This is a genomic window from Enterobacter cloacae complex sp. HYC042_NIDB, assembly GCF_056673315.1.
In genome coordinates this window covers 1,544,264-1,568,537 of record NZ_CP109650.1, presented here as the reverse complement: position 1 = coordinate 1,568,537, position 24,274 = coordinate 1,544,264, and the positions used below count along the sequence as shown (strand labels likewise).

The 24,274-nt window shown below is 56.9% G+C and carries 21 protein-coding genes; 8 read left to right on the top strand and 13 right to left on the bottom strand.

Annotated elements, in window-relative coordinates:
* Positions 1-9 precede the first annotated feature (9 nt).
* The 5 genes from sucA to sdhC all read right to left on the bottom strand — a co-directional run bounded on the left by sucA (position 10) and on the right by sdhC (position 6,284).
* Positions 10-2,817: a 2-oxoglutarate dehydrogenase E1 component gene (sucA, locus tag OKF39_RS07425; RefSeq protein ID WP_045261080.1), complete on the bottom strand. Its 2,808-nt coding sequence runs from the start codon at positions 2,815-2,817 to the stop codon at positions 10-12.
* Between the two features lie 223 nt (positions 2,818-3,040).
* A complete protein-coding gene (gene sdhB / locus OKF39_RS07420) occupies positions 3,041-3,757 on the bottom strand; it encodes a succinate dehydrogenase iron-sulfur subunit SdhB (protein ID WP_008501090.1) in 717 nt (238 codons plus the stop codon).
* 15 nt (positions 3,758-3,772) lie between these two features.
* On the bottom strand, positions 3,773-5,539 hold the full coding sequence (sdhA, locus tag OKF39_RS07415; RefSeq protein ID WP_041910764.1) for a succinate dehydrogenase flavoprotein subunit: 1,767 nt from the start codon (positions 5,537-5,539) through the stop codon (positions 3,773-3,775).
* Positions 5,539-5,886, bottom strand: a complete 348-nt coding sequence (gene sdhD / locus OKF39_RS07410; RefSeq protein WP_003858621.1) for a succinate dehydrogenase membrane anchor subunit — start codon at positions 5,884-5,886, stop codon at positions 5,539-5,541. The genes sdhA and sdhD overlap by 1 nt, the downstream gene beginning before the upstream one ends.
* On the bottom strand, positions 5,880-6,284 hold the full coding sequence (gene sdhC, locus OKF39_RS07405; RefSeq protein ID WP_026080740.1) for a succinate dehydrogenase cytochrome b556 subunit: 405 nt from the start codon (positions 6,282-6,284) through the stop codon (positions 5,880-5,882). The genes sdhD and sdhC overlap by 7 nt, the downstream gene beginning before the upstream one ends.
* 638 nt (positions 6,285-6,922) lie before the next feature.
* Between sdhC and OKF39_RS07400 the strand changes: the two genes are divergently transcribed.
* Positions 6,923-8,206 carry a citrate synthase gene (locus OKF39_RS07400; RefSeq protein ID WP_028012378.1) on the top strand — a complete coding sequence of 428 codons (1,284 nt, stop codon included), beginning with the start codon at positions 6,923-6,925 and terminating at the stop codon, positions 8,204-8,206.
* A gap of 99 nt (positions 8,207-8,305) precedes the next feature.
* Here the strand turns inward: OKF39_RS07400 and OKF39_RS07395 are convergent, their stop codons facing one another.
* The 8 genes from OKF39_RS07395 to OKF39_RS07360 all read right to left on the bottom strand — a co-directional run bounded on the left by OKF39_RS07395 (position 8,306) and on the right by OKF39_RS07360 (position 15,721).
* Positions 8,306-9,448: an IS481 family transposase gene (locus OKF39_RS07395; protein WP_028013617.1), complete on the bottom strand. Its 1,143-nt coding sequence runs from the start codon at positions 9,446-9,448 to the stop codon at positions 8,306-8,308.
* A 167-nt stretch (positions 9,449-9,615) separates the two neighbouring features.
* Positions 9,616-10,407: an endonuclease VIII gene (gene nei, locus OKF39_RS07390; protein WP_248071285.1), complete on the bottom strand. Its 792-nt coding sequence runs from the start codon at positions 10,405-10,407 to the stop codon at positions 9,616-9,618.
* Positions 10,408-10,425: 18 nt separating this feature from the next.
* The gene (gene pxpA, locus OKF39_RS07385) at positions 10,426-11,166 is read right to left on the bottom strand and encodes a 5-oxoprolinase subunit PxpA (RefSeq protein WP_479983636.1); all 741 of its coding nucleotides are present in this window, start codon (positions 11,164-11,166) and stop codon (positions 10,426-10,428) included.
* The gene (gene pxpC, locus OKF39_RS07380) at positions 11,153-12,085 is read right to left on the bottom strand and encodes a 5-oxoprolinase subunit PxpC (RefSeq protein ID WP_028012375.1); all 933 of its coding nucleotides are present in this window, start codon (positions 12,083-12,085) and stop codon (positions 11,153-11,155) included. The genes pxpA and pxpC overlap by 14 nt, the downstream gene beginning before the upstream one ends.
* Complete coding sequence (pxpB, locus tag OKF39_RS07375; RefSeq protein WP_063942827.1) at positions 12,079-12,735, bottom strand: 5-oxoprolinase subunit PxpB; 657 nt, start codon at positions 12,733-12,735, stop codon at positions 12,079-12,081. Before pxpB ends, pxpC begins: the two co-directional genes overlap by 7 nt.
* A 14-nt stretch (positions 12,736-12,749) precedes the next feature.
* A complete protein-coding gene (locus OKF39_RS07370; protein ID WP_028012373.1) occupies positions 12,750-13,493 on the bottom strand; it encodes a type 2 GTP cyclohydrolase I in 744 nt (247 codons plus the stop codon).
* A 10-nt stretch (positions 13,494-13,503) separates the two neighbouring features.
* Complete coding sequence (gene phrB, locus OKF39_RS07365; protein ID WP_479983635.1) at positions 13,504-14,916, bottom strand: deoxyribodipyrimidine photo-lyase; 1,413 nt, start codon at positions 14,914-14,916, stop codon at positions 13,504-13,506.
* 598 nt (positions 14,917-15,514) lie between these two features.
* A complete protein-coding gene (locus tag OKF39_RS07360; protein ID WP_014069366.1) occupies positions 15,515-15,721 on the bottom strand; it encodes a YbfA family protein in 207 nt (68 codons plus the stop codon).
* Positions 15,722-16,030: 309 nt separating this feature from the next.
* Between OKF39_RS07360 and kdpF the strand changes: the two genes are divergently transcribed.
* The 7 genes from kdpF to speFL all read left to right on the top strand — a co-directional run bounded on the left by kdpF (position 16,031) and on the right by speFL (position 24,199).
* A complete protein-coding gene (kdpF, locus tag OKF39_RS07355) occupies positions 16,031-16,120 on the top strand; it encodes a K(+)-transporting ATPase subunit F (protein ID WP_014069365.1) in 90 nt (29 codons plus the stop codon).
* Entirely contained in the window at positions 16,120-17,799 is a 1,680-nt protein-coding gene (gene kdpA / locus OKF39_RS07350) for a potassium-transporting ATPase subunit KdpA (RefSeq protein ID WP_100170596.1), read from the top strand. The genes kdpF and kdpA overlap by 1 nt, the downstream gene beginning before the upstream one ends.
* An 18-nt stretch (positions 17,800-17,817) precedes the next feature.
* Positions 17,818-19,866 carry a potassium-transporting ATPase subunit KdpB gene (kdpB, locus tag OKF39_RS07345; protein ID WP_028012370.1) on the top strand — a complete coding sequence of 683 codons (2,049 nt, stop codon included), beginning with the start codon at positions 17,818-17,820 and terminating at the stop codon, positions 19,864-19,866.
* A gap of 12 nt (positions 19,867-19,878) precedes the next feature.
* Complete coding sequence (gene kdpC, locus OKF39_RS07340) at positions 19,879-20,454, top strand: potassium-transporting ATPase subunit KdpC (protein WP_045261086.1); 576 nt, start codon at positions 19,879-19,881, stop codon at positions 20,452-20,454.
* Positions 20,455-23,142: a two-component system sensor histidine kinase KdpD gene (gene kdpD / locus OKF39_RS07335; RefSeq protein WP_248109748.1), complete on the top strand. Its 2,688-nt coding sequence runs from the start codon at positions 20,455-20,457 to the stop codon at positions 23,140-23,142.
* Positions 23,139-23,816 carry a two-component system response regulator KdpE gene (gene kdpE / locus OKF39_RS07330; protein WP_008501074.1) on the top strand — a complete coding sequence of 226 codons (678 nt, stop codon included), beginning with the start codon at positions 23,139-23,141 and terminating at the stop codon, positions 23,814-23,816. The genes kdpD and kdpE overlap by 4 nt, the downstream gene beginning before the upstream one ends.
* A 278-nt stretch (positions 23,817-24,094) precedes the next feature.
* On the top strand, positions 24,095-24,199 hold the full coding sequence (speFL, locus tag OKF39_RS07325) for a leader peptide SpeFL (protein WP_003858645.1): 105 nt from the start codon (positions 24,095-24,097) through the stop codon (positions 24,197-24,199).
* Positions 24,200-24,274: the final 75 nt, after the last annotated feature.

The window sequence follows — 24,274 nt, the reverse complement described above, 5'->3', positions numbered from 1 at the left end:
ATCCTTTAATTAATCGACGTTCAGCGCGTCATTGACCAGATCTTGTTGCTGCTTCTGGTGAACGGACATATACCCTACCGCCGGAGAGGCGGAGGCCGGGCGACCTGCATAGCGCAGGGCTGACCCAAATGGAATCACTTCACGGAAATGATGCTGGCTGCAGTACCATGCGCCCTGGTTGAGCGGCTCTTCCTGGCACCAGACAAAATCATGTACGTGAGCGTACTGTTTCAGCACTTCCTGCATCGCCTGATGCGGGAACGGATAAAGCTGTTCGATACGCACGATGGCGACATCTTTCTGATCGTTCTTGCGGCGCTGTTCCAGCAGGTCGTAATAAACCTTACCAGAACACATCACCACACGCTTCACGGCCTGCGGATCTAGCTCGTCAATTTCACCGATGGCCGGCAGGAAGGTACCGTTCGCCAGCTCTTCCAGGCTGGAGACCGCCAGCGGATGACGCAGCAGGGATTTCGGCGACATCACCACCAGCGGACGGCGCATACCGCGCAGCGCCTGACGACGCAGCATGTGGTACACCTGAGCCGGGGTGGACGGCACGCAGACCTGCATGTTCTGCTCGGCGCAGAGCTGCAGATAACGTTCCAGACGCGCGGAGGAGTGCTCCGGACCCTGGCCTTCATAACCGTGCGGCAGGAGCATTACCAGGCCACACATGCGGCCCCACTTCTGCTCGCCGGAGGAGATGAACTGGTCGATAACGACCTGCGCACCGTTGGCGAAGTCGCCGAACTGCGCTTCCCAGATGGTCAGGGTGCGCGGTTCCGCCGTGGCGTAGCCGTATTCGAATGCCAGGACCGCTTCTTCAGACAGCACGGAGTCCCAGACCTTGAACTGGCCCTGACCGTTATGCACGTGCTGCAGCGGAGTGTAGGTTGAACCGTTAGACTGGTTGTGAACCACTGCGTGACGGTGGAAGAAGGTCCCGCGGCCCGCATCTTCACCGGACAGACGAACAGGGATCCCTTCGTCAACCAGCGTTGCGTAGGCCAGCGTTTCCGCCCCGCCCCAGTCGAACAGCTTCTCGCCTGCCGCCATGGACTGACGGTCGGCGTAGATTTTCGCCACGCGAGACTGCATCTCGATAGCGTCCGGCACGGTGCTGATGCGTTTAGCCAGCTCCTGCAGGCGCTTCATCTCAACCTTGTTCGGGTAGCTCTCATCCCACTCGTGGTTGAGGTACGGCGACCAGGTAAAAGAGTGCATGTTCATCGGACGCAGCTCTTTCACCACGCATTCCCCCGCGTCCAGCGCGTCGCGGTAGAGGTTGACCATTTCGGTCGCATCTTCCAGCGTCGCCACCTTGTCGCTTTCCAGCTTGTCAGCATAGATTTTGCGCGGGGTCGGGTGTTTTTTGATTTTCTGGTACATCAGCGGCTGGGTTGCACTTGGCTCATCCGCTTCGTTGTGGCCGTGACGGCGGTAGCAGAAGAGGTCAATGAACACATCGCGCTTAAAGGTATTACGGAAGTCCAGCGCCAGACGGGTCACGAAAGCCACGGCTTCCGGGTCATCCGCATTAACGTGGAAGATCGGCGCCTGTACCATCTTACCGATGTCGGTGCAATATGGAGTAGAACGGGCATCCAGCGGGTTAGAGGTGGTGAAGCCCACCTGGTTGTTGATCACGATGCGAACGGTACCGCCCACTTCATAACCACGCGCTTTTGACATGTTCAGGGTTTCCTGAACCACGCCCTGCCCTGTGACCGCCGCATCACCGTGGATGGTGATTGGCAGCACTTTATTGCTGCTCGGCTCGTCCAGACGATCCAGACGCGCGCGCACGGAACCGATAACCACCGGGCTGACGATTTCCAGGTGTGACGGGTTAAACGCCAGCGCCAGGTGAACCAGACCGCCTTCGGTTTCGATATCTGACGAGAAGCCCATGTGGTACTTCACGTCACCGGTGCCGAGGTGTTCTTTGTGTTTGCCCGCGAATTCGTCGAACAGGTCCTGCGGTTTTTTACCCAGCACGTTGACCAGCACGTTCAGACGACCACGGTGCGCCATGCCGAGCACCACTTCACGGGTGCCGCTCTTGCCTGCGTGGCGAATCAGCTCTTTCAGCATCGGCACCAGCGCGTCACCGCCTTCCAGCGAGAAGCGTTTTGCGCCCGGGAACTTCGCGCCCAGATAGCGCTCAAGCCCTTCCGCTGCGGTCAGTTCGCTGAGGAAGCGTTTCTTCTCGTCGGCCGAGAAGGTCGCGTGGCCCGCTACGGATTCGATGCGCTGCTGGATCCAGCGTTTCTCTTCGGTAGAGGTAATGTGCATATATTCCGCGCCGATGGAGCCGCAGTAGGTTTGCTTGAGCGCGTCAATCAGATCGCCCAGCTTCATCGTGTCTTTGCCGATGGCAAAGGAACCTACGTTAAAGCTTTCCTGGAAATCGGCCTCGGTCAGATCGTGATACGCCGGATCGAGATCGGCCACACGTTCCTGCTGCCACAGTCCCAGCGGATCGAGATTCGCATGCTGGTGACCGCGGAAGCGATAAGCGTTGATAAGCTGCAGGACTTTAACCTGCTTCGCATTGGTGTCAGGGTCGGAAATCGCAGAAGAGTAACGTGAGGCATCCTTCGCCAGACGACGGAAATAATCACGTGTTTTGGAATGGAATTGATCCGGTTTGACCCCTGTACCAGGCAACTGCTGGAACATGGAACGCCAGTTTGCGTCCACTGAGTCAGGATCGGTTAAGAAGTCTTCATAGAGCTGTTCTATCCAGCTCTGGTTGGCACCAGAGAGGTAAGAAGAGTCCAGCCAGGCTTTCATTGCGCCGTTCTGCATCGTGATCCCTTAAGCATTTTTATGCTTACTTTCGCCGTAGAAACTACCACGCACACCGCGTGTACGTGCCGGGGTTCACCTGCGAGCTCTTTTCATTTGGCCCGCGAAGGAACCTTTAGAAACTGTCTAGACTTCAGGGCAGTTTTTAAAGGTTTCTGCAATTTATTCCCTCTCCCTTTGGGAGAGGGTTAGGGTGAGGGGAACAGCGCTCCCCTCTCACTACTTACGCACTGCGCTGCAGCAGCATCGACTTAATATGGCCGATGGCGCGCGTCGGGTTCAGCCCCTTCGGACACACACTGACGCAGTTCATGATGCTATGGCAGCGGAATACGCTGAAAGCGTCACTTAATCCTTCCAGACGGCTGTCGGTTTCGGTGTCGCGGCTGTCGATCAGGAAGCGATAGGCAGCCAGCAGACCCGCAGGGCCGATAAACTTGTCCGGATTCCACCAGAACGACGGGCAGGACGTTGAACAGCATGCGCAGAGAATACACTCGTACAGACCATCGAGTTTTTCACGCTGCTCAGGAGACTGTAAGTGCTCGCGAGCGGGTGGATTTTGCCCATTATTCAATAAGTAAGGCTTAATCTTCTCATATTGTGCATAGAATTGCCCCATGTCTACCACCAAATCACGCACGACCGGCAGGCCTGGCAGAGGACGGATAACAATTTTCTGACCAGGACGCTGCAGCGCTGAAATTGGCGTGATGCAGGCCAGGCCGTTTTTGCCGTTCATGTTCACACCGTCAGAGCCACATACCCCTTCACGGCAGGAGCGGCGGAACGACAGCGTAGGATCTTTTTCTTTCAGCTGGATTAAGGCATCCAGCAGCATCATGTCACGACCTTCTTCCGCTTCGAGGGTATAGTCCTGCATGCGCGGAGCGTCATCAACATCCGGGTTATAACGATAAACTGAGAATTCGAGTTTCATTATCCTGTCTCCGCATTAGTAAGTACGAATCTTCGGCGGGAACGCCGGACGCAGTTTCGGTTCCATGTTGACGTTACGACGCGTCATGGTTTCCGACTCTGGCAGATACAGGGAATGGCACAGCCAGTTTTCATCGTCACGATCCGGGAAGTCGAAGCGGCTATGGGCGCCACGGCTTTCGGTACGGAAGTTTGCCGACATCGCGGTTGCGAATGCGGTTTCCATCAAGTTATCCAGCTCCAGGCACTCAACGCGCTGGGTGTTGAACTCGCTGGAGGTGTCGTCCAGACGGGCATTTTTCAGACGCTCGCGGATCGCCTTCAGCTGCTCAAGGCCTTTGGCCATCGCATCGCCTTCGCGGAATACCGAGAAGTTGTGCTGCATGCACTCCTGCAGCGCTTTACGGATTTCCACCGGATCTTCGCCGTTACGGTTACCGTTCCAGCGGTTGAGGCGTTCAAGAGAGGCGTCGATTTCGTCGTCGGTTGCATCACGCAGCGCGCCCTGCTCGGCAATGGACTCCTGCAGATGCAGACCCACCGCACGACCAAATACCACTAGGTCCAGCAGGGAGTTGCCGCCCAGACGGTTGGCGCCGTGTACGGATACGCAGGCGATTTCGCCTACCGCGAACAGGCCAGGAATGACCACGTCTTCGCCCTGCTCGTTCACGGTCAGCGCCTGACCGGTCACTTTGGTCGGAATACCGCCCATCATGTAGTGGCAGGTTGGGATAACCGGGATCGGCTCTTTCACCGGATCGACGTGCGCGAAAGTACGGGACAGTTCCAGGATGCCCGGCAGACGGGATTCCAGCACTTCTTTACCCAGATGGTCGAGCTTCAGCTTCGCGTGTGGACCCCATGGGCCATCGCAGCCGCGGCCTTCACGGATTTCGATCATGATGGAACGCGCCACCACGTCACGACCCGCCAGGTCTTTCGCATTCGGGGCATAACGCTCCATGAAGCGCTCGCCGTGTTTGTTCAGCAGGTAGCCACCTTCACCGCGGCAGCCTTCGGTGACCAGCACGCCCGCACCGGCGATACCGGTTGGGTGGAACTGCCACATCTCCATGTCCTGCACCGGTACGCCGGCGCGAATAGCCATACCGACACCGTCACCGGTGTTGATGTGGGCGTTGGTGGTGGATTGGTAAATACGGCCTGCACCGCCGGTCGCCAGCACGGTCGCGCGGGCTTTGAAGTAAACCACTTCACCGGTTTCTATGCACAGCGCGGTACAGCCAACAATTGCGCCATCGGCGTTTTTCACCAGATCCAGCGCATACCACTCGGAGAAGATGGTGGTATGGTTTTTCAGGTTCTGCTGATACAGGGTGTGCAGCAGCGCGTGACCAGTACGGTCAGCCGCCGCCGCGGTGCGTGCCGCCTGCTCGCCGCCGAAGTTTTTCGACTGGCCGCCAAACGGACGCTGATAGATGGTGCCATTTTCCAGACGGGAGAACGGCAGACCCATGTGATCCAGCTCCAGAATCGCTTCCGGGCCGGTTTTACACATATACTCGATGGCATCCTGGTCGCCGATGTAATCGGAACCTTTTACCGTGTCGTACATGTGCCATTCCCAGTTATCTTCATGGGAGTTACCCAGCGCAACGGTAATACCGCCCTGCGCGGACACAGTGTGGGAACGGGTCGGGAATACTTTAGAGAGCAGCGCACAGGTCTGGCCGCTCTGGGAAATTTGCAGTGCGGCGCGCATACCTGCGCCACCCGCACCAATCACAACAGCATCAAATTCTCTGACTGGCAGTTTCATTACACACCCCACACCACAACAAATCCATAAATGACGTAAACCAGCAGCGCAACAACAATAATCAGTTGCAGCGGAAGGCGAATCGCCAGCGGTTTAACGTAATCGGTCAACACCTGCCACATGCCGATCCAGGCATGGATAAGGATGGAGAACAGGGCCAGCAGGGTGAACACTTTGGTGAAGGCCGATCCGAAGAAACCACTCCAGATTTCCCACGTCAGCGTGCCGCTGGTCGCGAAGAAACCGATCATATAGATGATGTAAAGCGTGAGGACGATGGCGGTAGCGCGGACCAGAATGAAGTCATGTACGCCGTTGCGTCCTAATGCGGAGGCGTTGCTTACCATACGAGAACTCCTGCGAGAAGTGAAAGCACGACAGTGATCACAAATGAAATGTTCGCGGTACGTTTCCCGGCCTCGAACGTCTCTTCCAGATAGCCAAAGTCCATCAGCATGTGGCGTACGCCGCCAACAACGTGATAGGCCAGCGCGGTGAGAATGCCCCACATGATAAATTTCACGAAGAAGCTATTCATGATGGCCGAGGCCTGGAGGAATCCTTCAGGGGAAGAGAGGCTGGTGCCCAGTAACCACAGCAAAATACCGACCGCCACAAACGTAATCACACCAGAAACACGGTGCAGAATGGACGCTATTGCTGTTACGGGGAACCGGATCGTTTTGAGATCCAGATTGACAGGTCTTTGTTTTTTCACATTTCTTATCATGAATAACGCCCACATGCTGTTCTTATTGTTTCCTTCCTCCGGACTGCGATGCGGGTCAAGCAGCGTTCCTTTTCTATAACTGCGCGTCATGCAAAACATTGCTTCCAAATGCTAAAACGACACGTTACAACGCTGGGTGGCTCGGGATTGCAGGGTGTTCCGGAGACCTGGCGGCAGTATAGGCCGTTCACAAAATCATTACAATTAACCTACATACAGTTTGTTGGGTTTTCTCTGGAACAGTGATCAGGGTCACGATAACAACATCTTTTTAATTTTTAATCATCTGATTTGACAAATGTTAAACAATATTGTTACAAACGTCATCAGAAAAGGCATATAATGCGCAAAAGTTATGAGGTCTCTCTTTCACCTGACAAATAGTTATGTAACAGTGTGATGGTATTGACCGAAGTTATCAGGACAGTTATTAGTGATATACAGGTTTGAATAATTCGGACTGCAAAAACGCTGATTTGCTGTTGTTTCACTGATATTTCATTCGTTTACCTGCAAGGCGCCATAGCTCTGTACCCTGGTTACTCCTCGTGAGCTGAGCGGTAAGCCAAATAACAATCTGGTAACGGTGATTAACAGCTGAAGGCAAATCCGGTAAAAGCAGTCTTAAGCATAAGGCGCTAAGGAGACCGTAAATGGCTGATACAAAGGCAAAACTCACCCTAAATGGTGATGATGCTATTGAACTGGATGTGCTAAAAGGCACGCTCGGTCAGGATGTTATTGATATCCGTACGCTGGGTTCCAAAGGAGTATTTACCTTTGACCCTGGATTTACCTCTACCGCATCTTGCGAATCCAAAATCACCTACATTGACGGTGACGAAGGTATCCTGCTCCATCGCGGCTTCCCCATCGATCAGTTAGCCACCGAATCCAACTACCTGGAAGTGTGCTACATCCTGCTGAACGGCGAAAAGCCGACGCAGGCGCAGTACGATGAATTCAAAACCACCGTAACCCGTCACACCATGATCCATGAGCAGATTACCCGTCTGTTCCATGCGTTCCGTCGTGACTCTCACCCAATGGCGGTGATGTGCGGGATTACCGGTGCGCTGGCGGCGTTCTACCACGACTCACTTGACGTGAATAACCCGCGTCACCGTGATATCGCGGCGTTCCGCCTGCTGTCCAAAATGCCGACCATGGCGGCGATGTGCTACAAATACTCCATCGGCCAGCCGTTTGTGTACCCACGTAACGACCTCTCCTACGCCGGCAACTTCCTGCGCATGATGTTCTCCACACCGTGCGAAGAGTATGAAGTGAATCCGGTGCTGGAACGTGCGATGGACCGTATTCTGATCCTGCACGCTGACCACGAGCAGAACGCCTCTACCTCTACCGTCCGTACCGCAGGCTCTTCAGGCGCGAACCCGTTCGCCTGTATCGCTGCGGGCATCGCCTCCCTGTGGGGACCGGCGCACGGCGGCGCGAACGAAGCGGCGCTGAAGATGCTGGAAGAGATCAGCACCGTTGAGCACATTCCAGAGTTCGTGCGTCGCGCGAAAGACAAGAATGACTCCTTCCGCCTGATGGGCTTCGGTCACCGTGTTTACAAAAACTACGACCCGCGCGCAACCGTTATGCGTGAGACCTGCCACGAAGTGCTGAAAGAGCTGGGCACCAAAGACGATCTGCTGGAAGTGGCGATGGAGCTGGAACACATCGCGCTGAACGACCCGTACTTCATTGAGAAGAAACTCTACCCGAACGTCGATTTCTACTCTGGCATTATTCTGAAAGCGATGGGCATTCCATCTTCCATGTTCACCGTGATCTTCGCCATGGCGCGTACCGTGGGCTGGATTGCGCACTGGAACGAAATGCACAGCGAAGGCATGAAAATCGCCCGTCCTCGTCAGCTGTACACCGGCTACGAGCAGCGTGATTTTAAGTCTGACCTGAAGCGCTAAAAAACGTTGGGTGCGGCCTGATGCCCTCACCCCGGCCCTCTCCCACTGTACAGTCCGGGGACATGGTAGACAGGTGTTCGGGGACATGGTGAACACTTTTTAACATCCTTTACCCATGGTGATCGACTTTTTCTTCAGGTCGATCACCCCCACTTTCGTGCTGTACCACCACACTTCATAGCAGCCGTCATCCTGTGTCTCCCTCAGCCCGACCCGTTCTCCCCTGAACGCCTTGCCTGCGCTCAGACTGACACCCTGTATGCTCAGCTTTCCGCTGACATCCACTTTCCTGACCTTCACCCCTTCATCGTATTCAGGTGGCGTTACGCTGCCGCTGTACTGCCGCGCTGACGGCTGATACCGCGAGGCCGGTACCGCCATATCCAGCGCCTCGTGCGGGCGTTCAAGGTTGTACACCGTGCGCCAGTGATCGAAAGCGCGCTGCAGCTCTCCGCTGTCCGCGAACCATTTTCCCTGCAGCACTTCCGCCTTCAGGCTGCGGTGAAAACGCTCCAGCTTGCCCTGCGTCTGCGGATGATAAGGCCGGGAGTGCCCCACCCGGATACCGTGGCGCATCAGCCACAGCTCCAGCGCCGTCCAGGTGCCGGTGGTGTCGCCCCACGGTGAGCCGTTGTCCATCGTCATCCTGTCCGGCAGGCCGTAGCGTTCAAACGCGCTGACCAGCTGCTGCTGCACGGTCTCGCGCCGTTCATCGGTACAGTGCGCCAGGCACAGGGAAAAACGGGAGTGGTCGTCCAGCAGGGTGAGCGGATGGCAGCGGCCACCGCCAAAGGGAAAGTGGCCCTTAAAATCCATCTGCCAGAGCCGGTTCGGCGCGTCATGTTCGAAGCGTCCCGTAGCCGGAACGCCCGGTGATGCGCCCGGCAGCAGACCGTGACGGGCCATCAGATTATGGACGGTGCTGAAGGCGGGCATACGGTGCCCCTGGTCTTCAAGCCAGCGCTTAATCTTGCGGGCGCCCCAGCGTTGATGACGGTCATGCGCCATGCGCAGCAGGGCCGTGATGTCGTCAGATGAGCGGTTCGGGGAATGATGAGGTGCGCGGGAGCGGTCCTGAAGACCGGAGGCACCTTCCTCAGCCCAGCGCTGAAGCCACTTGTAGCCGGTGGCAGGAGAAATGCCGAACTGACGGCAGAGGAAACGGATGTTCGCCCCGTCCTGCGAGGCGAACAGCACAAACTCGGTACGTAATGACATGGTATCTCTCGCATCCCAGGGCATAAGCGACTCCATAAACGGGTTCTTATGCCTCAGTTGTAAGTGTCTACCATGTCCCCGAACAAGTGTTCACTATGTCCCCGGACCGTACACCCACAGGGAGAGGGTGAAAACATTAAAAACGGCAACTTTCGTTGCCGTTTTGCTTTTACCTCCGCCACCCGGCTTTTTTACATCTGGCACCGGGGGCACCAGTAAAACGGTCTGGAAGAGATCGTAGCCTTCTCAATCCCCCCACCACAACGCTCGCACTTTTTCCCCGCCCGATGGAACACCTTAAACCGGAACAGCGCCCCGTGATGTTTGTTCTCATCCACCAGGCCGCGCGTGTTGTACGACAGCCGTGGAATGTCCAGCAGCGCGTGGGACAGCGCGTCCAGCTGTTCCTCGCTAAGCTGAGAGGCCTTGCGCTGCGGCGCCAGCCCCACTTGCCAAAGGATTTCCACCCGCAGATAGTTGCCTAATCCCGCCAGAAAAGCCTGATCGAGCAACAATCCGGAAAACTGGCGGTTGCGGAATTTGGGCGATAACAGTCGGGCCTTCACATCGCTCGCCGTCAGGCGCATGTCCAGCACGTCCGGCCCGACGCGCTGTAAGAACGGATGCGTCAGCAGCTGCTCCGGCGTTAACATTTCGATATCAGAGGCGCTGTAGAGCAGGATTGCCTTATCCGCCGTTTGTAACAGGACGCGCAGCACGCGCGTCGTTTGCGGCTTCTCGTCCGCATCGACTACGCGCCACACACCGTAGAGCTGGTTATGGCTATATAACGTCAGGTTATGGGAAAAATGCGTGAGCAACGCTTTGCCGCGCGTTTCAATATGGGTCACCGTCTGTCCCACCAGCTCTGTTTCAAACGGCTTAAGTTGAGGAAAGGCAAACCAGACATCGGTCAGCGGTTTGCCCTTTATCGCCGCCTCCAGGCTATCCGCCGCGCGGCGGATCTCCGGACCTTCAGGCATGTCATTGTCCTTTTATAATCAATCTGCGCTGACGAGAATGCCCTCTTCAGAGAACGCCGCCCGCAGGCGTCGCGCAAACTGGAGCGCATGCTCCCCGTCGCCGTGTAAACACACCGTATCGGCCTGAACATTTGCGGATGTTCCATCCACGGCGGTCACCCGCCCGGCGCGCACCATCTCCAGCGTCTGCGCCAGCGCTTTATTTTCGTCAGTAATCAGCGCACCGGCCTGCGTGCGCGGCACCAGGCTGCCGTCCGGCATATATCCCCGATCGGCAAAGACTTCCTGCCGCGTCGTCAGCCCCAGCCGTTCTCCGGCACGAATAAGCTCGCTACCCGCCAGGCCAACCAGAATCAGCTGCGGATTGCAGTCCCGCACCGCGCGGGCAATCGCCTCCGCCAGCGCCGAATCTTTCGCTGCCTGGTTATAGAGCATGCCGTGCGGTTTGACGTGACGCAGCACGCCATGCTCAGCGCGCGCTATCGCCTCCAGCGCGCCGATCTGGTAGAGCACCTGAGCGTAGACCGTCTCAGGGGGCAGATCCATCGCCGTGCGGCCAAAGTTGTCCCGGTCCGGGAAGCTCGGGTGAGCGCCAATCGCCACGCCGTTGTTAATGGCATTACGCACGCTCTCCAGCATGGTTTGCGCATCGCCCGCGTGAAAACCGCAGGCAATATTGACCGAGGAGACCAGGGTCATCAGTTCCGCATCGGCGCTGCTGCCCTCCCCCAGATCGGCGTTTAAATCAATCTTTACCATCAAGCCTCCACGCCAGCTGTTCGAGATAGCGCTGCCGATCCTGCCGCGCCTTTAGCGCCTCCTCCAGCGTACATTGCACAAAATGTATCGGCTGACCGAGAGGGATTTGCGCCAGATGGTAGCGATCCGCTTCGATAATGCAGGCAATACGCGGATAGCCGCCGGTAGTTTGCGCGTCGTTCATCAGTACGATGGGCTGCCCGTTGCCCGGCACCTGAATCACCCCCGGCAGCAGCCCGTGGGAAAGCAGCTCCCGGTCAGTCGTGCGGGTCAGCGGCTGCCCCTGAAGCCGGTAACCCATACGATTACTCTGCGGGCTGATTTTCCACGGCGAACGCCAGAAAGACTCTTTTGAGGCTTCATCAAACTCCTGATATTCCGGTCCCGGCAAGGCGCGGATCACGTTCCCCCAGAGCAGCTGCTTCACGCCCTGCGTGGTGGTGAAATGGCGCGCTGATGGCTTAATCGCAAGACGATCGCCGTCGCGCAGCAGCCGTCCTTCATGGCCGCCCATTCCCGCTTTCTGGTCGGTGCTGGACGACCCCAACACCTCCGGCACGTCGATGCCCCCCGCCACGGCAAGATAGCTGCGCACGCCGTGCAGAGGACGCTTAAGCGTCAGACGCTGCCCGGCTTTCGCCCGCAATCGCCAGCCGGTCCACACCGCTTTGCCGTCCAGCGTCGCGTCACAGCCCGCGCCGGTTAAGGCGAACCAGGTCTCCTCACCAAATTCAATAACGCACTGACCCAGCGTAATTTCTAACGCCGCCGTGCTGCCCGCGTTGCCTACCAGCAGGTTGGCAATCTCCAGCGAAGGACGATCGAGCGCACCGCAGTAGCTCACGCCGGACTGGCGCATGCCAAAGCGTCCGGCATCCTGAACGGAGGTATAAAGCCCCGCGCGAATAAGCGTTAACATACCCCCTCCTTCTGCGGGATAAAGCGCAGGGTATCACCCGGACGCAGGAGTATTGGCGCGTCATGGCCGGGTTCAAATAACGGCGTGGATGTGTGCCCGATAAGCTGCCAGCCGCCCGGTGAAGTAAGCGGATAAATTCCGGTTTGTTCACCGCCAATCGCCACCGTTCCTGCGGGAACGCTCAGGCGCGGCTCAGCCCGACGCGGGGTATGCAGCCGGGGAGATAATCCGCCCAGATACGGAAAGCCCGGCTGAAAACCCAGAAACCAGACGACGTAATCCACCGAGCTGTGCAGCTCCACAACCTGCTTTGCTGTTAATCCACAGTGTTCGGCCACCACGCCAAGGTCAGGGCCACCTTTGCCGCCATAGACAACCGGGATCTCAATCGCCCGCGATTCTGGCTCCAGCGCCTCGCTCTCTTCCCACCAGCGCTGCAGACGCTCAATGGCATCCAGCGCCCCGGTGTGCGGATCGCGTAGCACCACGGTGATATTATTCATACCCGGAATAGCTTCAACCACGCCGGGTAGCTCGGGCAGCCGCTGAGCCAGGCGCCAGATACGCTTTTGCGTGGCAAGCGTCACGGGAGGCTCAAGCTCCAGAACTACCGCGGTTTCACCCAGAAGATAACAACGCGCTCGCTGCACTTAACTACCTCTCATCAGGCCGGATTAGGGATATCAATAAAGGTCACATCCAGATCGGTATTTTCCGTCAGCCACTCGCTGAGGGCGCGAATACCGCCGCGCTCGGTAGCGTGGTGGCCTGCCGCGTAAAAATGCAGCCCCTGCTCGCGGGCAGAGTGAACCGTCTGTTCGGAGACTTCGCCGGTAATAAACGCATCAACACCAAAGCGCGCGGCGCTGTCGATAAAGCCCTGGCCGCCGCCGGTACACCACGCCACGCGCTTCACGGTATCCGGCCCGGTATCTCCGCACCACAGCGGACGACGCCCCAGCCGCGCTTCGATCCACGATGCCAGCTCCAGCCCCGGTACCGGCATCGACAGTTCGCCCCACGGCACCAGCGGCTCGATTTCACCCATCACGGTAATCCCTAACAGCTGCGCCAGCTGGACGTTATTTCCCAGTTCAGGATGCGCATCCAGCGGCAGATGGTAACCGTACAGGTTGATATCATTCGACAGCAGCGTTTTGAGGCGGTTGCGCTTCATGCCGCGGATAATCGGCGATTCGTTTTTCCAGAAGTAACCGTGATGGACAATCACCGCGTCGGCTTCCTGACGCACCGCCTCATCCAGCAGCGCCTGGCTTGCCGTCACGCCGGTGATGATTTTCTGCACCGTTTCGCGCCCTTCGACCTGCAGGCCATTCGGGCCATAGTCGCTAAAGGAGGCGGTATTAAGTTTTTCGTTAATCAGACGTTCCAGTTCACTGTTTTTCATCATCATTCTCTCAAACTTTTCGGGCGGCTTCGTACGCCGCCAGCGTGGCGACGCGCGCCTGTTTATGGTCGACAATCGGGCGGGGATAATCGAGCTTTACGCCCTGTTTATCCGCCCATGCCCACGGGTCATGGATCGCTTTTTCAGGAACGTTCCTGAGCGCGGGCAACCAGCGGCGAATAAAGTCGCCGTTGGCATCAAATTTTTGCCCCTGAGTGGTCGGATTAAAAATCCTGAAATAGGGAGCCGCATCGGTGCCGGTAGAGGCCGCCCACTGCCAGCCACCGTTATTCGCAGCCAGATCGCCATCGATCAGCTGAGAAATAAAATAGCGCTCTCCGATTCGCCAGTCGATAAGCAGATCTTTCACCAGGAAGCTCGCGGTAATCATTCGCAGACGATTGTGCATCCACCCGGTTTCATTTAGCTGGCGCATAGCGGCGTCCACAATCGGATAGCCCGTCTCCCCTTTTTGCCAGGCCTGTAAAAGTGCCTCATCGTGCTGCCATTTTACGCTGTCGGTCCACGGAATGAACGGACGATGCTTGCAGAGATTGGGATGGTACGTCATCAGATGGCGGTAGAATTCACGCCAGATAAGTTCGTTCAGCCACACCGAGCCTGCACCACCGTCCAGCGCCTGCGGCTGTTCGGCCAGAAGACGATGCAAACACTGGCGAGGAGAGAGCACGCCCAGCGCCAGGCAGGCCGATAACCGGCTTGTCCCTTCAATTGCCGGGAAATCCCTGCGCGCGTCATATTCTCCCGCGCCCTGCTTGCAAAACTGGCGCAGCTTCGCAATAGCGGCCTTCTCACTGGCAGGGAACAGAAGTTCATCAAATGCCCGTTGGGGATAGTTGAACGTTAATTCGGGGAGATCGGTTATAGCCTCTCCTCTGGCGGCGGGCGCGGGTACGCACTCCGGCAGCGCCTCTTTCAGGCGCTTAACAAAAGCATTTTTAAACGGCGTAAACACTTTATACATTTCGTGACCGCCGGTCATAACGCTGCCCGGAGCCAGCATCACGCTGTCATCAAATCCCTCACAAACCACCTCTCCCAGCATTTTCTCCAGCTGGCGGTCCCGCTGCTGTTCGTTCAGTTCGTACTGGTAGTTATAAAAAAGATGCGTGACGCCGTTCTGCTGGCATATCTCCTGCAGCATATGAAGCTGCGCGGTAAAATCGCTGACCTCTTTGTGGATCAGCGGAATGCCTTTCTCGGCAAGCGCGTGCTGCAGTTCGTTCAGGTGTGATTTGAGGTAAGCCGCCTGCCGCGGAGCCATATCATGCTGCTGCCACTGCTCAGGCGTGGCGATAAATAGCGCCAGCACGCTGGCGTCATCAGAGCGGCAGGCTGCCGCGAGAGCGATGTTGTCATGTACGCGCAAATCCGCGCGAAACCAAACCAGATGGGTGGGCATAAAACTCCAGGCTATTGTCCATTATGTCCATAAGGGCATGCCGTACAAGGAAAAAGCATGCATTGAACTACTTTGCCATGAAGTGTAGACGGGATGAAATAAAAAAGGCCGCCCGGGGCGGCCTTAACGCTACTTGTCCTGCGCTATCGTGGTTAAAGCGACAAACGCATTAGGTTCATCACTCTTTACAACGAGTACGCTGGCGACAATGAACGCGATGCATATATAGCGTTTCACTATGCGGTCCCTGCTGCTAACCGCTCCACCGTTCACCACCGGTGATAAATCGGTGGACACAAGCCCGGGTAGGCGGGCTGCTTTACGGCTGAAAATACACCTTTCCCAGGACCGATGCCCATTTGCGAGATGGCGGAAAGGGACGCAGCATCATAATTACTATCCGCTGCAAAGGTAAGATACCCGAATAAAATTAGGAATTTATAAAGACTTCGAGGGATTGCCATCTTCTTACAGAAGGGTATGATTAAAATCCCGGGTAGGGGCTGCAAGACCACCCAACGGACCGCGAATCCCGAGGGACAAAAAAACCGCCATATTGCTATTGGCGGTTTTTTTATGGCTACGTGTCCGCGTTGTATCAATAGAAATCGCAGGTCGCTTTCTCTGCCTGATCCATCCACACCGGCTTCTCGCTGGTTTTCGCCCAGACGCGGTGCAGATAGCTGTAAAAACGCGCGCGATCTTTCCAGAACAGCATCACCGGCAGGGCCAGCACGCCAGCCACTACGGCGAAAGTGCGACGCATGAACACGATATGAGCCGGATACTCTTTATAAAGATCCATTTTTTTCTCCCCTGTAGTTGGCCGGAAACCTTCTCCGGAAAATGTGAAATCTGTGACCTGGCTAAAATAATATCGCTTTGTTTGTAATTTTACTACTCATCCGACCACTTATTTTTATCCATTTAGTGAATATTTACATTCGCGCCGTAATTAAGTTACAAAAAAGTTAACAACTTACTTATCAATAGTTAAATTGTGGGCTTTGCCATTTTTATACTTTTTTTACACCCACCCTTCTGATTTTTGCGAAATCTTTGCGCCATAAATCCTACCGTTAGCACAACAACAAAAGTCACCCGGAGGTGGATTGTGAGTGCAGGTCTTATTGCCGGCATCGTGCTGGTGTTCCTGTTATTGGGTTATCTGGTCTATGCCCTGATTAACGCGGAGGCATTCTGATGGCTGCTCAGGCGTTTTTGCTTATTGCCAGCTTCTTAGTGGTATTGTTCGTTTTGGCAAGACCACTGGGCTCGGGACTGGCGCGATTGATCAACAACGTCCCCCTGCCCGGCACGGGAAGCGTTGAAAAAGGGATCTGGCGCGTACTGGGGATAGTCGATCGGGAGATGAACTGGCGTGAATATCTGATCGCCATTCTGCTGCTGAATATCGTTGGACTCATTGCGCTTTTTGCCATGCTGATGCTGCAGGGCATCCTGCCGCTGAATCCGCAACAGTTACCGGGCCTGTCCTGGCATCTTGCGCTGAACACGGCGGTCAGTTTTGTCACTAACACCAACTGGCAGTCCTATGCCGGTGAAACCACGCTGAGCTATTTCAGCCAGATGGCTGGATTAACCGTGCAGAACTTCCTCTCTGCCGCCAGCGGTATCGCGGTAATTTTCGCGCTGACGCGCGCGTTTGCACGTCAGAAAATCGGTACCCTGGGTAACGCCTGGGTGGATTTGACGCGCATTACTCTGTGGATCCTGCTGCCGATTGCGCTGCTTATCGCGCTGTTCTTTATTCAGCAGGGCACTCTGCAAAACCTGCTGCCTTACGCCCCGTATACCTCGCTTGAAGGAGCAAAACAGCTCCTGCCGATGGGGCCAGTGGCGTCGCAGGAAGCCATCAAGATGCTCGGCACCAACGGCGGCGGATTCTTCAACGCCAACTCGTCGCATCCGTTTGAAAACCCTACCGCCCTGACCAATTTTGTGCAGATGCTGGCGATCTTTCTGATCCCCGCCGCGCTCTGTTTCGCCTTTGGTGATGTGGTCAACGATCGCCGTCAGGGCCGCACTCTGCTCTGGACGATGTCGCTTATCTTTGTGGTCTGCGTAGCGCTGGTGATGTGGGCTGAATGGAGCGGCAACCCCCATTTCATGCAGCTTGGGGCGAACAGCACTATTAATATGGAAGGCAAAGAGAGCCGCTTCGGCATTCTTGCCAGTAGCCTTTATGCAGTCGTCACCACAGCAGCCTCGTGCGGGGCGGTAAACGCCATGCATGACTCTTTCACCGCGCTGGGCGGCATGATCCCGATGTGGCTGATGCAGATCGGCGAGGTGGTGTTTGGCGGCGTGGGCTCCGGTCTGTACGGCATGCTGCTGTTCGTACTGCTGGCGGTGTTTATTGCCGGTCTGATGATTGGCCGCACCCCGGAATACCTCGGTAAAAAAATCGACGTTCGCGAGATGAAATTAACCGCGCTGGCGATTCTGGTCACCCCGGCGCTTGTGCTGCTCGGCACCGCGCTGGCGCTGATGACCGAAGCAGGACGCAGCGGCATCTTTAACCCGGGCATTCACGGCTTTAGCGAAGTGCTGTATGCCGTCTCCTCGGCCGCCAACAACAACGGTAGCGCCTTTGCAGGCTTAAGCGCCAACTCTCCGTTCTGGAACTGTCTGCTGGCGTTCTGCATGTTCGTGGGCCGCTTCGGGATCATTGTGCCGGTTATGGCGATTGCCGGATCGCTGGTGAATAAAAAAATCCAACCGACCACCACCGGGACGTTACCGACCCACGGCGCGCTGTTTATCGGCCTGCTGACGGGCACCGTGTTGCTGGTCGGCGCCCTGACCTTTATCCCCGCCCTCGCGTTAGGCCCGGTCGCGGAAACTCTCTCTTTACGCTGATTTTGCGGAGTATTTGTCATGAGTCGTAAACAACTGGCCCTGCTCGAACCGACGTTAGTTCGTCAGGCGCTTATGGATGCGGTCAAAAAGCTGAGCCCGCGCGTGCAATGGCACAACCCGGTGATGTTTATCGTCTGGGCCGGCAGCGTCCTGACCACCGCACTGGCGATTGCCATGGGGACGGGTCACATGCCGGGAAACGCGATGTTTACCGGGGCCATCAGCCTGTGGCTGTGGTTTACCGTGCTATTCGCCAACTTTGCCGAAGCGCTGGCGGAAGGCCGGAGTAAAGCGCAGGCCAACAGCCTGAAAGGGGTGAAAAAAACGGCGTTTGCGCGGAAATTACGTGAACCGAAATACGGCGCGCAGATGGACCACGTTCCGGCGGATGAACTACGTAAAGGTGATGTGGTGCTGGTGGAAGCTGGCGACATCATCCCGTGCGACGGAGAAGTCATTGAAGGTGGCGCATCGGTAGATGAAAGCGCCATTACCGGGGAATCCGCACCTGTGATCCGTGAATCCGGCGGTGATTTTGCCTCCGTAACGGGTGGGACGCGCATTCTTTCCGACTGGCTGGTGATCCAGTGCAGCGTCAACCCGGGCGAAACCTTCCTCGACCGGATGATCGCCATGGTGGAAGGCGCTCAGCGCCGTAAAACACCGAACGAAATTGCCCTGACCATCCTGCTGATAGCTTTGACCATCGTCTTCCTGCTGGCAACCGCGACGCTGTGGCCATTTTCCGCCTATGGTGGCACTCCGGTCACCATCACCGTACTGGTGGCGCTGCTGGTCTGCCTGATCCCCACCACCATCGGCGGCCTGCTGTCGGCCATCGGCGTGGCCGGCATGAGCCGTATGCTCGGTGCTAACGTCATCGCCACCAGCGGGCGCGCGGTTGAAGCCGCCGGTGACGTGGATGTCTTGCTGCTGGATAAAACCGGGACCATTACCCTCGGTAACCGCCAGGCGTCCGAATTCTTACCCGCCCCGGGCGTGGATGAAAAAACGCTGGCGGATGCGGCACAGCTCTCCTCGCTTGCCGATGAAACCCCGGAAGGCCGAAGCATTGTTGTTCTCGCCAAGCAGCGCTTTAACCTGCGCCAGCGCGACGTTCAGAGCCTGCATGCCACCTTCGTGCCGTTTACGGCGCAAACCCGAATGAGCGGGATTAACATTCAGGATCGCATGATCCGTAAAGGCTCTGTTGACGCCATCCGTCGCCACATTGAGGCCAACAATGGCCACTTCCCGCCTGAAGTGGACAACCTGGTCGAAAGCGTAGCCCGTCAGGGGGCCACGCCGCTGGTGGTGGCAGAAGGCGCGAACGTGCTGGGCGTAATTGCCCTGAAAGATATCGTCAAAGGTGGCATTAAAGAGCGCTTTGCCCAGCTGCGTAAAATGGGCATTAAAACGGTGATGATCACCGGGGATAACCGTCTTACCGCCGCGGCGATTGCCGCCGAAGCGGGCGTGGATGATTTCCTTTCCGAAGCCACGCCGGAAGCGAAACTGGCGTTGATTCGTCAGTATCAGGCGGAAGGTCGTCTGGTGGCGATGACGGGCGACGGTACCAACGATGCCCCTGCCCTGGCGCAGGCCGACGTGGCGGTGGCGATGAACTCCGGTACCCAGGCGGCAAAAGAGGCGGGCAACATGGTCGACCTCGACTCTAACCCAACCAAGCTGATTGAGGTGGTGCACATCGGCAAGCAGATGCTGATGACGCGCGGTTCGCTGACCACCTTCAGTATCGCCAACGACGTGGCGAAGTATTTTGCCATTATCCCGGCGGCCTTTGCGGCCACCTATCCGCAGCTCAATGCGCTGAACGTGATGCACCTGCACTCTCCGGCATCAGCCATTCTGAGCGCGGTGATTTTCAACGCCCTGATCATTGTCTTTCTTATTCCGCTGGCGCTGAAGGGCGTGAGCTATAAGCCGCTGACCGCCGCCGCCATGCTGCGCCGCAACCTGTGGATTTACGGCCTGGGCGGGCTGGTGGTGCCTTTCATCGGTATCAAGGCTATCGACCTGCTGTTGACCCTGTTCGGGCTGGTTTAAAAGGTGAATCAAATGACGATGTTACGCCCCGCTATACTTTTGTTTATTCTGCTGTCTCTCATTACTGGCGGGCTGTACCCGCTGGTAACCACCGCGCTGGGCCAGTGGTGGTTTAAGGATCAGGCTAACGGCTCGCTGATTATACAAAACGGCGAAAACCGCGGTTCACGCCTGATTGGTCAGAACTTTACGGATGCTCGCTACTTCCAGGGACGCCCTTCCGCCACTGCCGAAAGCCCGTATAATCCGATGGCATCCGGCGGCAGTAACCTGGCGGGCAGCAACCCGGAGCTGGACAAAGCCGTCGCTGAACGCGTGGCAACCCTGCGTGCCGCCAATCCTCAGGCCAGCCGCGAGGTGCCCGTAGAGCTGGTGACCGCCTCGGCCAGCGGGCTGGACTACAGCCTGACGCCGGCAGCGGTGGCCTGGCAGATCCCGCGCGTCGCCGCCGCCCGTCAGTTGACCGTCGAACAGGTGAGCAAGCTGGTGGCAGAGCACACGCAAAAGCCGCTGGTCAGCTTCATCGGCATGCCCGTGGTAAATATTGTTGAGCTGAATCTGGCGCTGGACGCGCTAAGGAAAAACTAAATGACCGACGAGCCCATGCGCCCGGATCCGGACAGGCTGCTTGAACAGACGGCTGAAGCCCATCGCGGCAAACTGAAAATTTTCTTTGGCGCCTGCGCGGGCGTCGGGAAAACCTTCGCCATGTTGACGGAAGCCCAGCGGCTTCGAGCGCAGGGGCTCGATATTCTGATCGGCGTGGTTGAAACCCACGGACGTAAAGAGACAGCATCGCTGCTGAAGGGGCTGGCTACCCAGCCGCCCCGCCGCATCAGCCACCGTGGTCGGTTAGTTACGGAGTTTGATATTGATGCCGCCCTCGCGCGCCGCCCTGCCCTTATCCTGATGGACGAACTGGCGCACAGCAATGCGCCAGGCTCACGCCATCCCAAACGCTGGCAGGATGTTGAAGAGCTGCTCGAGGCCGGCATTGATGTGTTCACAACGGTTAACGTTCAGCATCTTGAAAGCCTGAACGATGTAGTCAGCGGCGTGACCGGCATTCAGGTGCGCGAGACGGTGCCCGACCCGTTCTTTGATTCTGCCGATGAGGTGGTACTGGTTGACCTGCCTCCTGACGATTTGCGCCAGCGCCTGCACGAAGGCAAGGTTTATATTGCCGGCCAGGCCGAGCGCGCCATCGAACATTTCTTCCGCAAAGGTAACCTGATTGCCCTGCGCGAGCTGGCCCTGCGGCGTACTGCCGACCGCGTTGACGATCAGATGCGCGCCTGGCGTGACCTGCAGGGACAGGAGCGAGTCTGGCATACGCGGGATGCCATTCTGCTGTGCGTGGGGCACGGCAGCGGCAATGAAAAGCTGGTCCGCACCGCTGCGCGCCTGGCGGCCAAATTTGGCAGCGTCTGGCATGCGGTGTATGTCGAAACGCCGCAGCTGCACGCTCTGCCCGAAAATCAGCGCCGCGCGATCCTGAGCTCGCTGCGCCTGGCGCAGGAGCTGGGTGCCGAAACCGCTACCCTTTCCGATCCGCAGGAAGATAAAGCCATTCTGCGCTACGCGCGCGAGCATAACCTGGGGAAAATTGTCATTGGCCGCCGCCAGCATCGCCGCTGGTTTAGCCGCGAATCCTTTGCCGACAAGCTGGCCCGCCGCGCGCCGGATCTGGACCTGGTGATCGTGGCGCTGGATGATAAACCTGCTCCCCTCCCCAGCCGCGCGCCGGACAGTCGGGCCTTCAGCGATAAATGGCGCATTCAACTCCGCGGCTGCCTTGTCGCCGTCGTGCTCTGCGCCCTGATCACTATAATCGCCAGCAAATGGCTGATTGCCTTCGACGCGGCCAACCTGGTGATGATCTACCTGCTGGGCGTGGTAGTGGTGGCGCTCTTTTACGGACGCTGGCCGTCAGTACTGGCGACGGTTATTAACGTCATCAGCTTCGATCTGTTCTTTATTGCCCCCCGCGGGACGCTCGCCGTCTCGGACGTACAGTACATCCTCACCTTCGCCGTGATGCTCACCGTCGGGCTGGTGATAGGTAACTTAACGGCTGGCGTGCGCTACCAGGCGCGTATCGCCCGCTATCGCGAACAGCGCACGCGGCATCTTTATGAGATGTCGAAATCGCTGGCGGTGGGCCGCACGCCGCTGGATATTGTGCAGACCAGCGAGCAGTTTATTCGCTCGACCTTTCACGCCAGCAACCTGATTTTACTCCCGGACGATCACGGCAAGCTGCGCCCGCTGACGTCGGCCTCGGGCATGACGCCCTGGGACGAAGCCATCGCCCGCTGGAGCTTTGATAAAGGGCTACCGGCGGGTGCAGGAACCGACACCCTGCCCGGCGTGCCCTATCAAATTCTGCCCCTGCGCAGCGCCGATAAAAATCTGGGGCTGGTTATCGTGGAGCCCTCTAATCTGCGCCAGCTGATGATCCCCGAACAGCAGCGACTGCTGGAGACCTTTACGCTGCTGGTTGCCAGCGCGCTGGAACGGCTGGCCCTCACCGCCAGCGAAGAGCAGGCCCGGCTGGCAAGCGAGCGCGAAAGCATTCGTAACTCGCTCCTGGCGGCGCTGTCTCACGACCTGCGCACACCTCTTACCGTCCTGTTTGGCCAGTCGGAAATCCTGACGCTGGACCTGGCAGCGGAAGGTTCAAAACACGCCATGCAGGCCAGCGAAATCCGTCAGCACGTGCTCAATACCACGCGCCTGGTGAATAACCTGCTCGATATGGCGCGGATCCAGTCGGGCGGTTTTAACCTCAAAAAAGAGTGGCTCACGCTTGAAGAGGTGGTGGGCAGCGCGCTGAAAATGCTAGAACCCGGCCTCGGTGGGCGGCATATTGCGCTGAACATGCCCGAGCCCCTGACGTTAATTCACGTCGACGGTCCGCTGTTTGAACGAGTGTTAATTAATCTGCTGGAAAACGCCGGCAAATATGCGGGTGCCAGCGCCCGGATTGGAGTGGATGCGACGGTGGTCGACGACACGCTTCGTCTTGACGTCTGGGATACCGGGCCGGGCATTCCTGCCGGACAGGAGATGGCTATTTTCGAAAAATTCGCACGCGGCAATAAAGAGTCTGCCATCCCGGGCGTGGGGCTGGGGCTGGCGATTTGTCAGGCAATAATTGATGTTCATGGCGGAACCATTTTCGCGGAGAATCGTCCGGAAGGCGGCGCGCGTTTTTGTGTTACACTTCCTCTGGAAACCCCGCCGGAACTGAATGAATTACCAGAGGATTTGTGATCAACGTTCTGATTGTTGAAGATGAGATCGCCATTAGCCGGTTTCTGCGCGCAGCGCTGGAAGGTGATGGTCTGCGCGTTCATGATGCGGGTACGCTTCAGCGGGGGCTAATTGAAGCCGCAACCCGCAAGCCGGACCTGGTGATCCTCGATCTTGGCCTGCCGGACGGTGACGGCATCGATTTTATCCGCGAGGTACGTCAGTGGAGCCAGATGCCGATTCTGGTGCTCTCCGCACGTACTGAAGAGACGGATAAAATCGCCGCGTTGGATGCCGGGGCGGACGACTATCTGATAAAACCTTTTGGTATCGGCGAGCTACAGGCTCGCCTGCGCGTGGCCCTGCGCCGCCACAGCGCAACCACGCCTGCTGACCCAACCTACACGTTTGGGGATATCCGGGTTGATCTGGCCGCGCGACGTATTGTGCGCGGTGAAGAAGAAATCCATCTCACGCCAATCGAGTTTCGCCTGCTCGCCGTGCTGCTTAATAATCACGGTAAAGTACTCACCCAGCGCCAGCTGTTAAGTCAGGTGTGGGGACCCAACGCGGTGGAGCATAGTCACTATTTACGCATATATATGGGACATCTTCGCCAGAAACTTGAAGTTGACCCCGCGCGCCCCCGTCATTTATTAACTGAAACCGGTATCGGTTATCGGTTTATGCTTTGAATAACTATTCAATTTATTTTTAAATAAAAACGAAACCCCTCAGAAAATATTTCACAAATATCCCAACCGTTATTTTTTTGATTATTTACGTTCATATCAAACATTCACAACACAATCTATTAACGTGATACTAACAATTCAGAATTTTGATCTGCATTATTCATCAAAAACGACTAATTATTTCTGAAATGATCGGTTAATAGTGATCTGCTTCACGGTTAATCGCCTTTGCCTGGATAAAATGACCATGCTTTCAATTACTGAAAGGAAAATGAAACATGGAAAACAACAATCGCTTAATGCCCCATATAAGGCGGACAACGCATATTATGATGTTTGCCCACCGAAACTGCTTTGACTTTCATCTCTTTAATGCCCGGTAGTCCTTCGACTTCTGGCGCACTCGCTTACAGCTTATCCTGAAACACCTTAACTTACAGGCAATTGCCTGTGAACTC

Bases quoted from the DNA above. Each gene is read 5' to 3' on its own strand.
- OKF39_RS07370 (WP_028012373.1), bottom strand. From the start codon at position 13,493: ATGAAAAACAGTGAACTGGAACGTCTGATTAACGAAAAACTTAATACC.
- sdhD (WP_003858621.1), bottom strand. From the start codon at position 5,886: ATGGTAAGCAACGCCTCCGCATTAGGACGCAACGGCGTACATGACTTC.
- OKF39_RS07360 (WP_014069366.1), bottom strand. From the start codon at position 15,721: ATGGATCTTTATAAAGAGTATCCGGCTCATATCGTGTTCATGCGTCGC.
- kdpD (WP_248109748.1), top strand. From the start codon at position 20,455: ATGACCGACGAGCCCATGCGCCCGGATCCGGACAGGCTGCTTGAACAG.
- OKF39_RS07395 (WP_028013617.1), bottom strand. From the start codon at position 9,448: ATGCCCTGGGATGCGAGAGATACCATGTCATTACGTACCGAGTTTGTG.
- sdhB (WP_008501090.1), bottom strand. From the start codon at position 3,757: ATGAAACTCGAATTCTCAGTTTATCGTTATAACCCGGATGTTGATGAC.
- nei (WP_248071285.1), bottom strand. From the start codon at position 10,407: ATGCCTGAAGGTCCGGAGATCCGCCGCGCGGCGGATAGCCTGGAGGCG.
- sdhA (WP_041910764.1), bottom strand. From the start codon at position 5,539: ATGAAACTGCCAGTCAGAGAATTTGATGCTGTTGTGATTGGTGCGGGT.
- pxpA (WP_479983636.1), bottom strand. From the start codon at position 11,166: ATGGTAAAGATTGATTTAAACGCCGATCTGGGGGAGGGCAGCAGCGCC.
- sucA (WP_045261080.1), bottom strand. From the start codon at position 2,817: ATGCAGAACGGCGCAATGAAAGCCTGGCTGGACTCTTCTTACCTCTCT.
- phrB (WP_479983635.1), bottom strand. From the start codon at position 14,916: ATGCCCACCCATCTGGTTTGGTTTCGCGCGGATTTGCGCGTACATGAC.
- kdpB (WP_028012370.1), top strand. From the start codon at position 17,818: ATGAGTCGTAAACAACTGGCCCTGCTCGAACCGACGTTAGTTCGTCAG.
- kdpA (WP_100170596.1), top strand. From the start codon at position 16,120: ATGGCTGCTCAGGCGTTTTTGCTTATTGCCAGCTTCTTAGTGGTATTG.
- pxpC (WP_028012375.1), bottom strand. From the start codon at position 12,085: ATGTTAACGCTTATTCGCGCGGGGCTTTATACCTCCGTTCAGGATGCC.
- OKF39_RS07400 (WP_028012378.1), top strand. From the start codon at position 6,923: ATGGCTGATACAAAGGCAAAACTCACCCTAAATGGTGATGATGCTATT.
- sdhC (WP_026080740.1), bottom strand. From the start codon at position 6,284: ATGTGGGCGTTATTCATGATAAGAAATGTGAAAAAACAAAGACCTGTC.
- speFL (WP_003858645.1), top strand. From the start codon at position 24,095: ATGGAAAACAACAATCGCTTAATGCCCCATATAAGGCGGACAACGCAT.
- kdpC (WP_045261086.1), top strand. From the start codon at position 19,879: ATGACGATGTTACGCCCCGCTATACTTTTGTTTATTCTGCTGTCTCTC.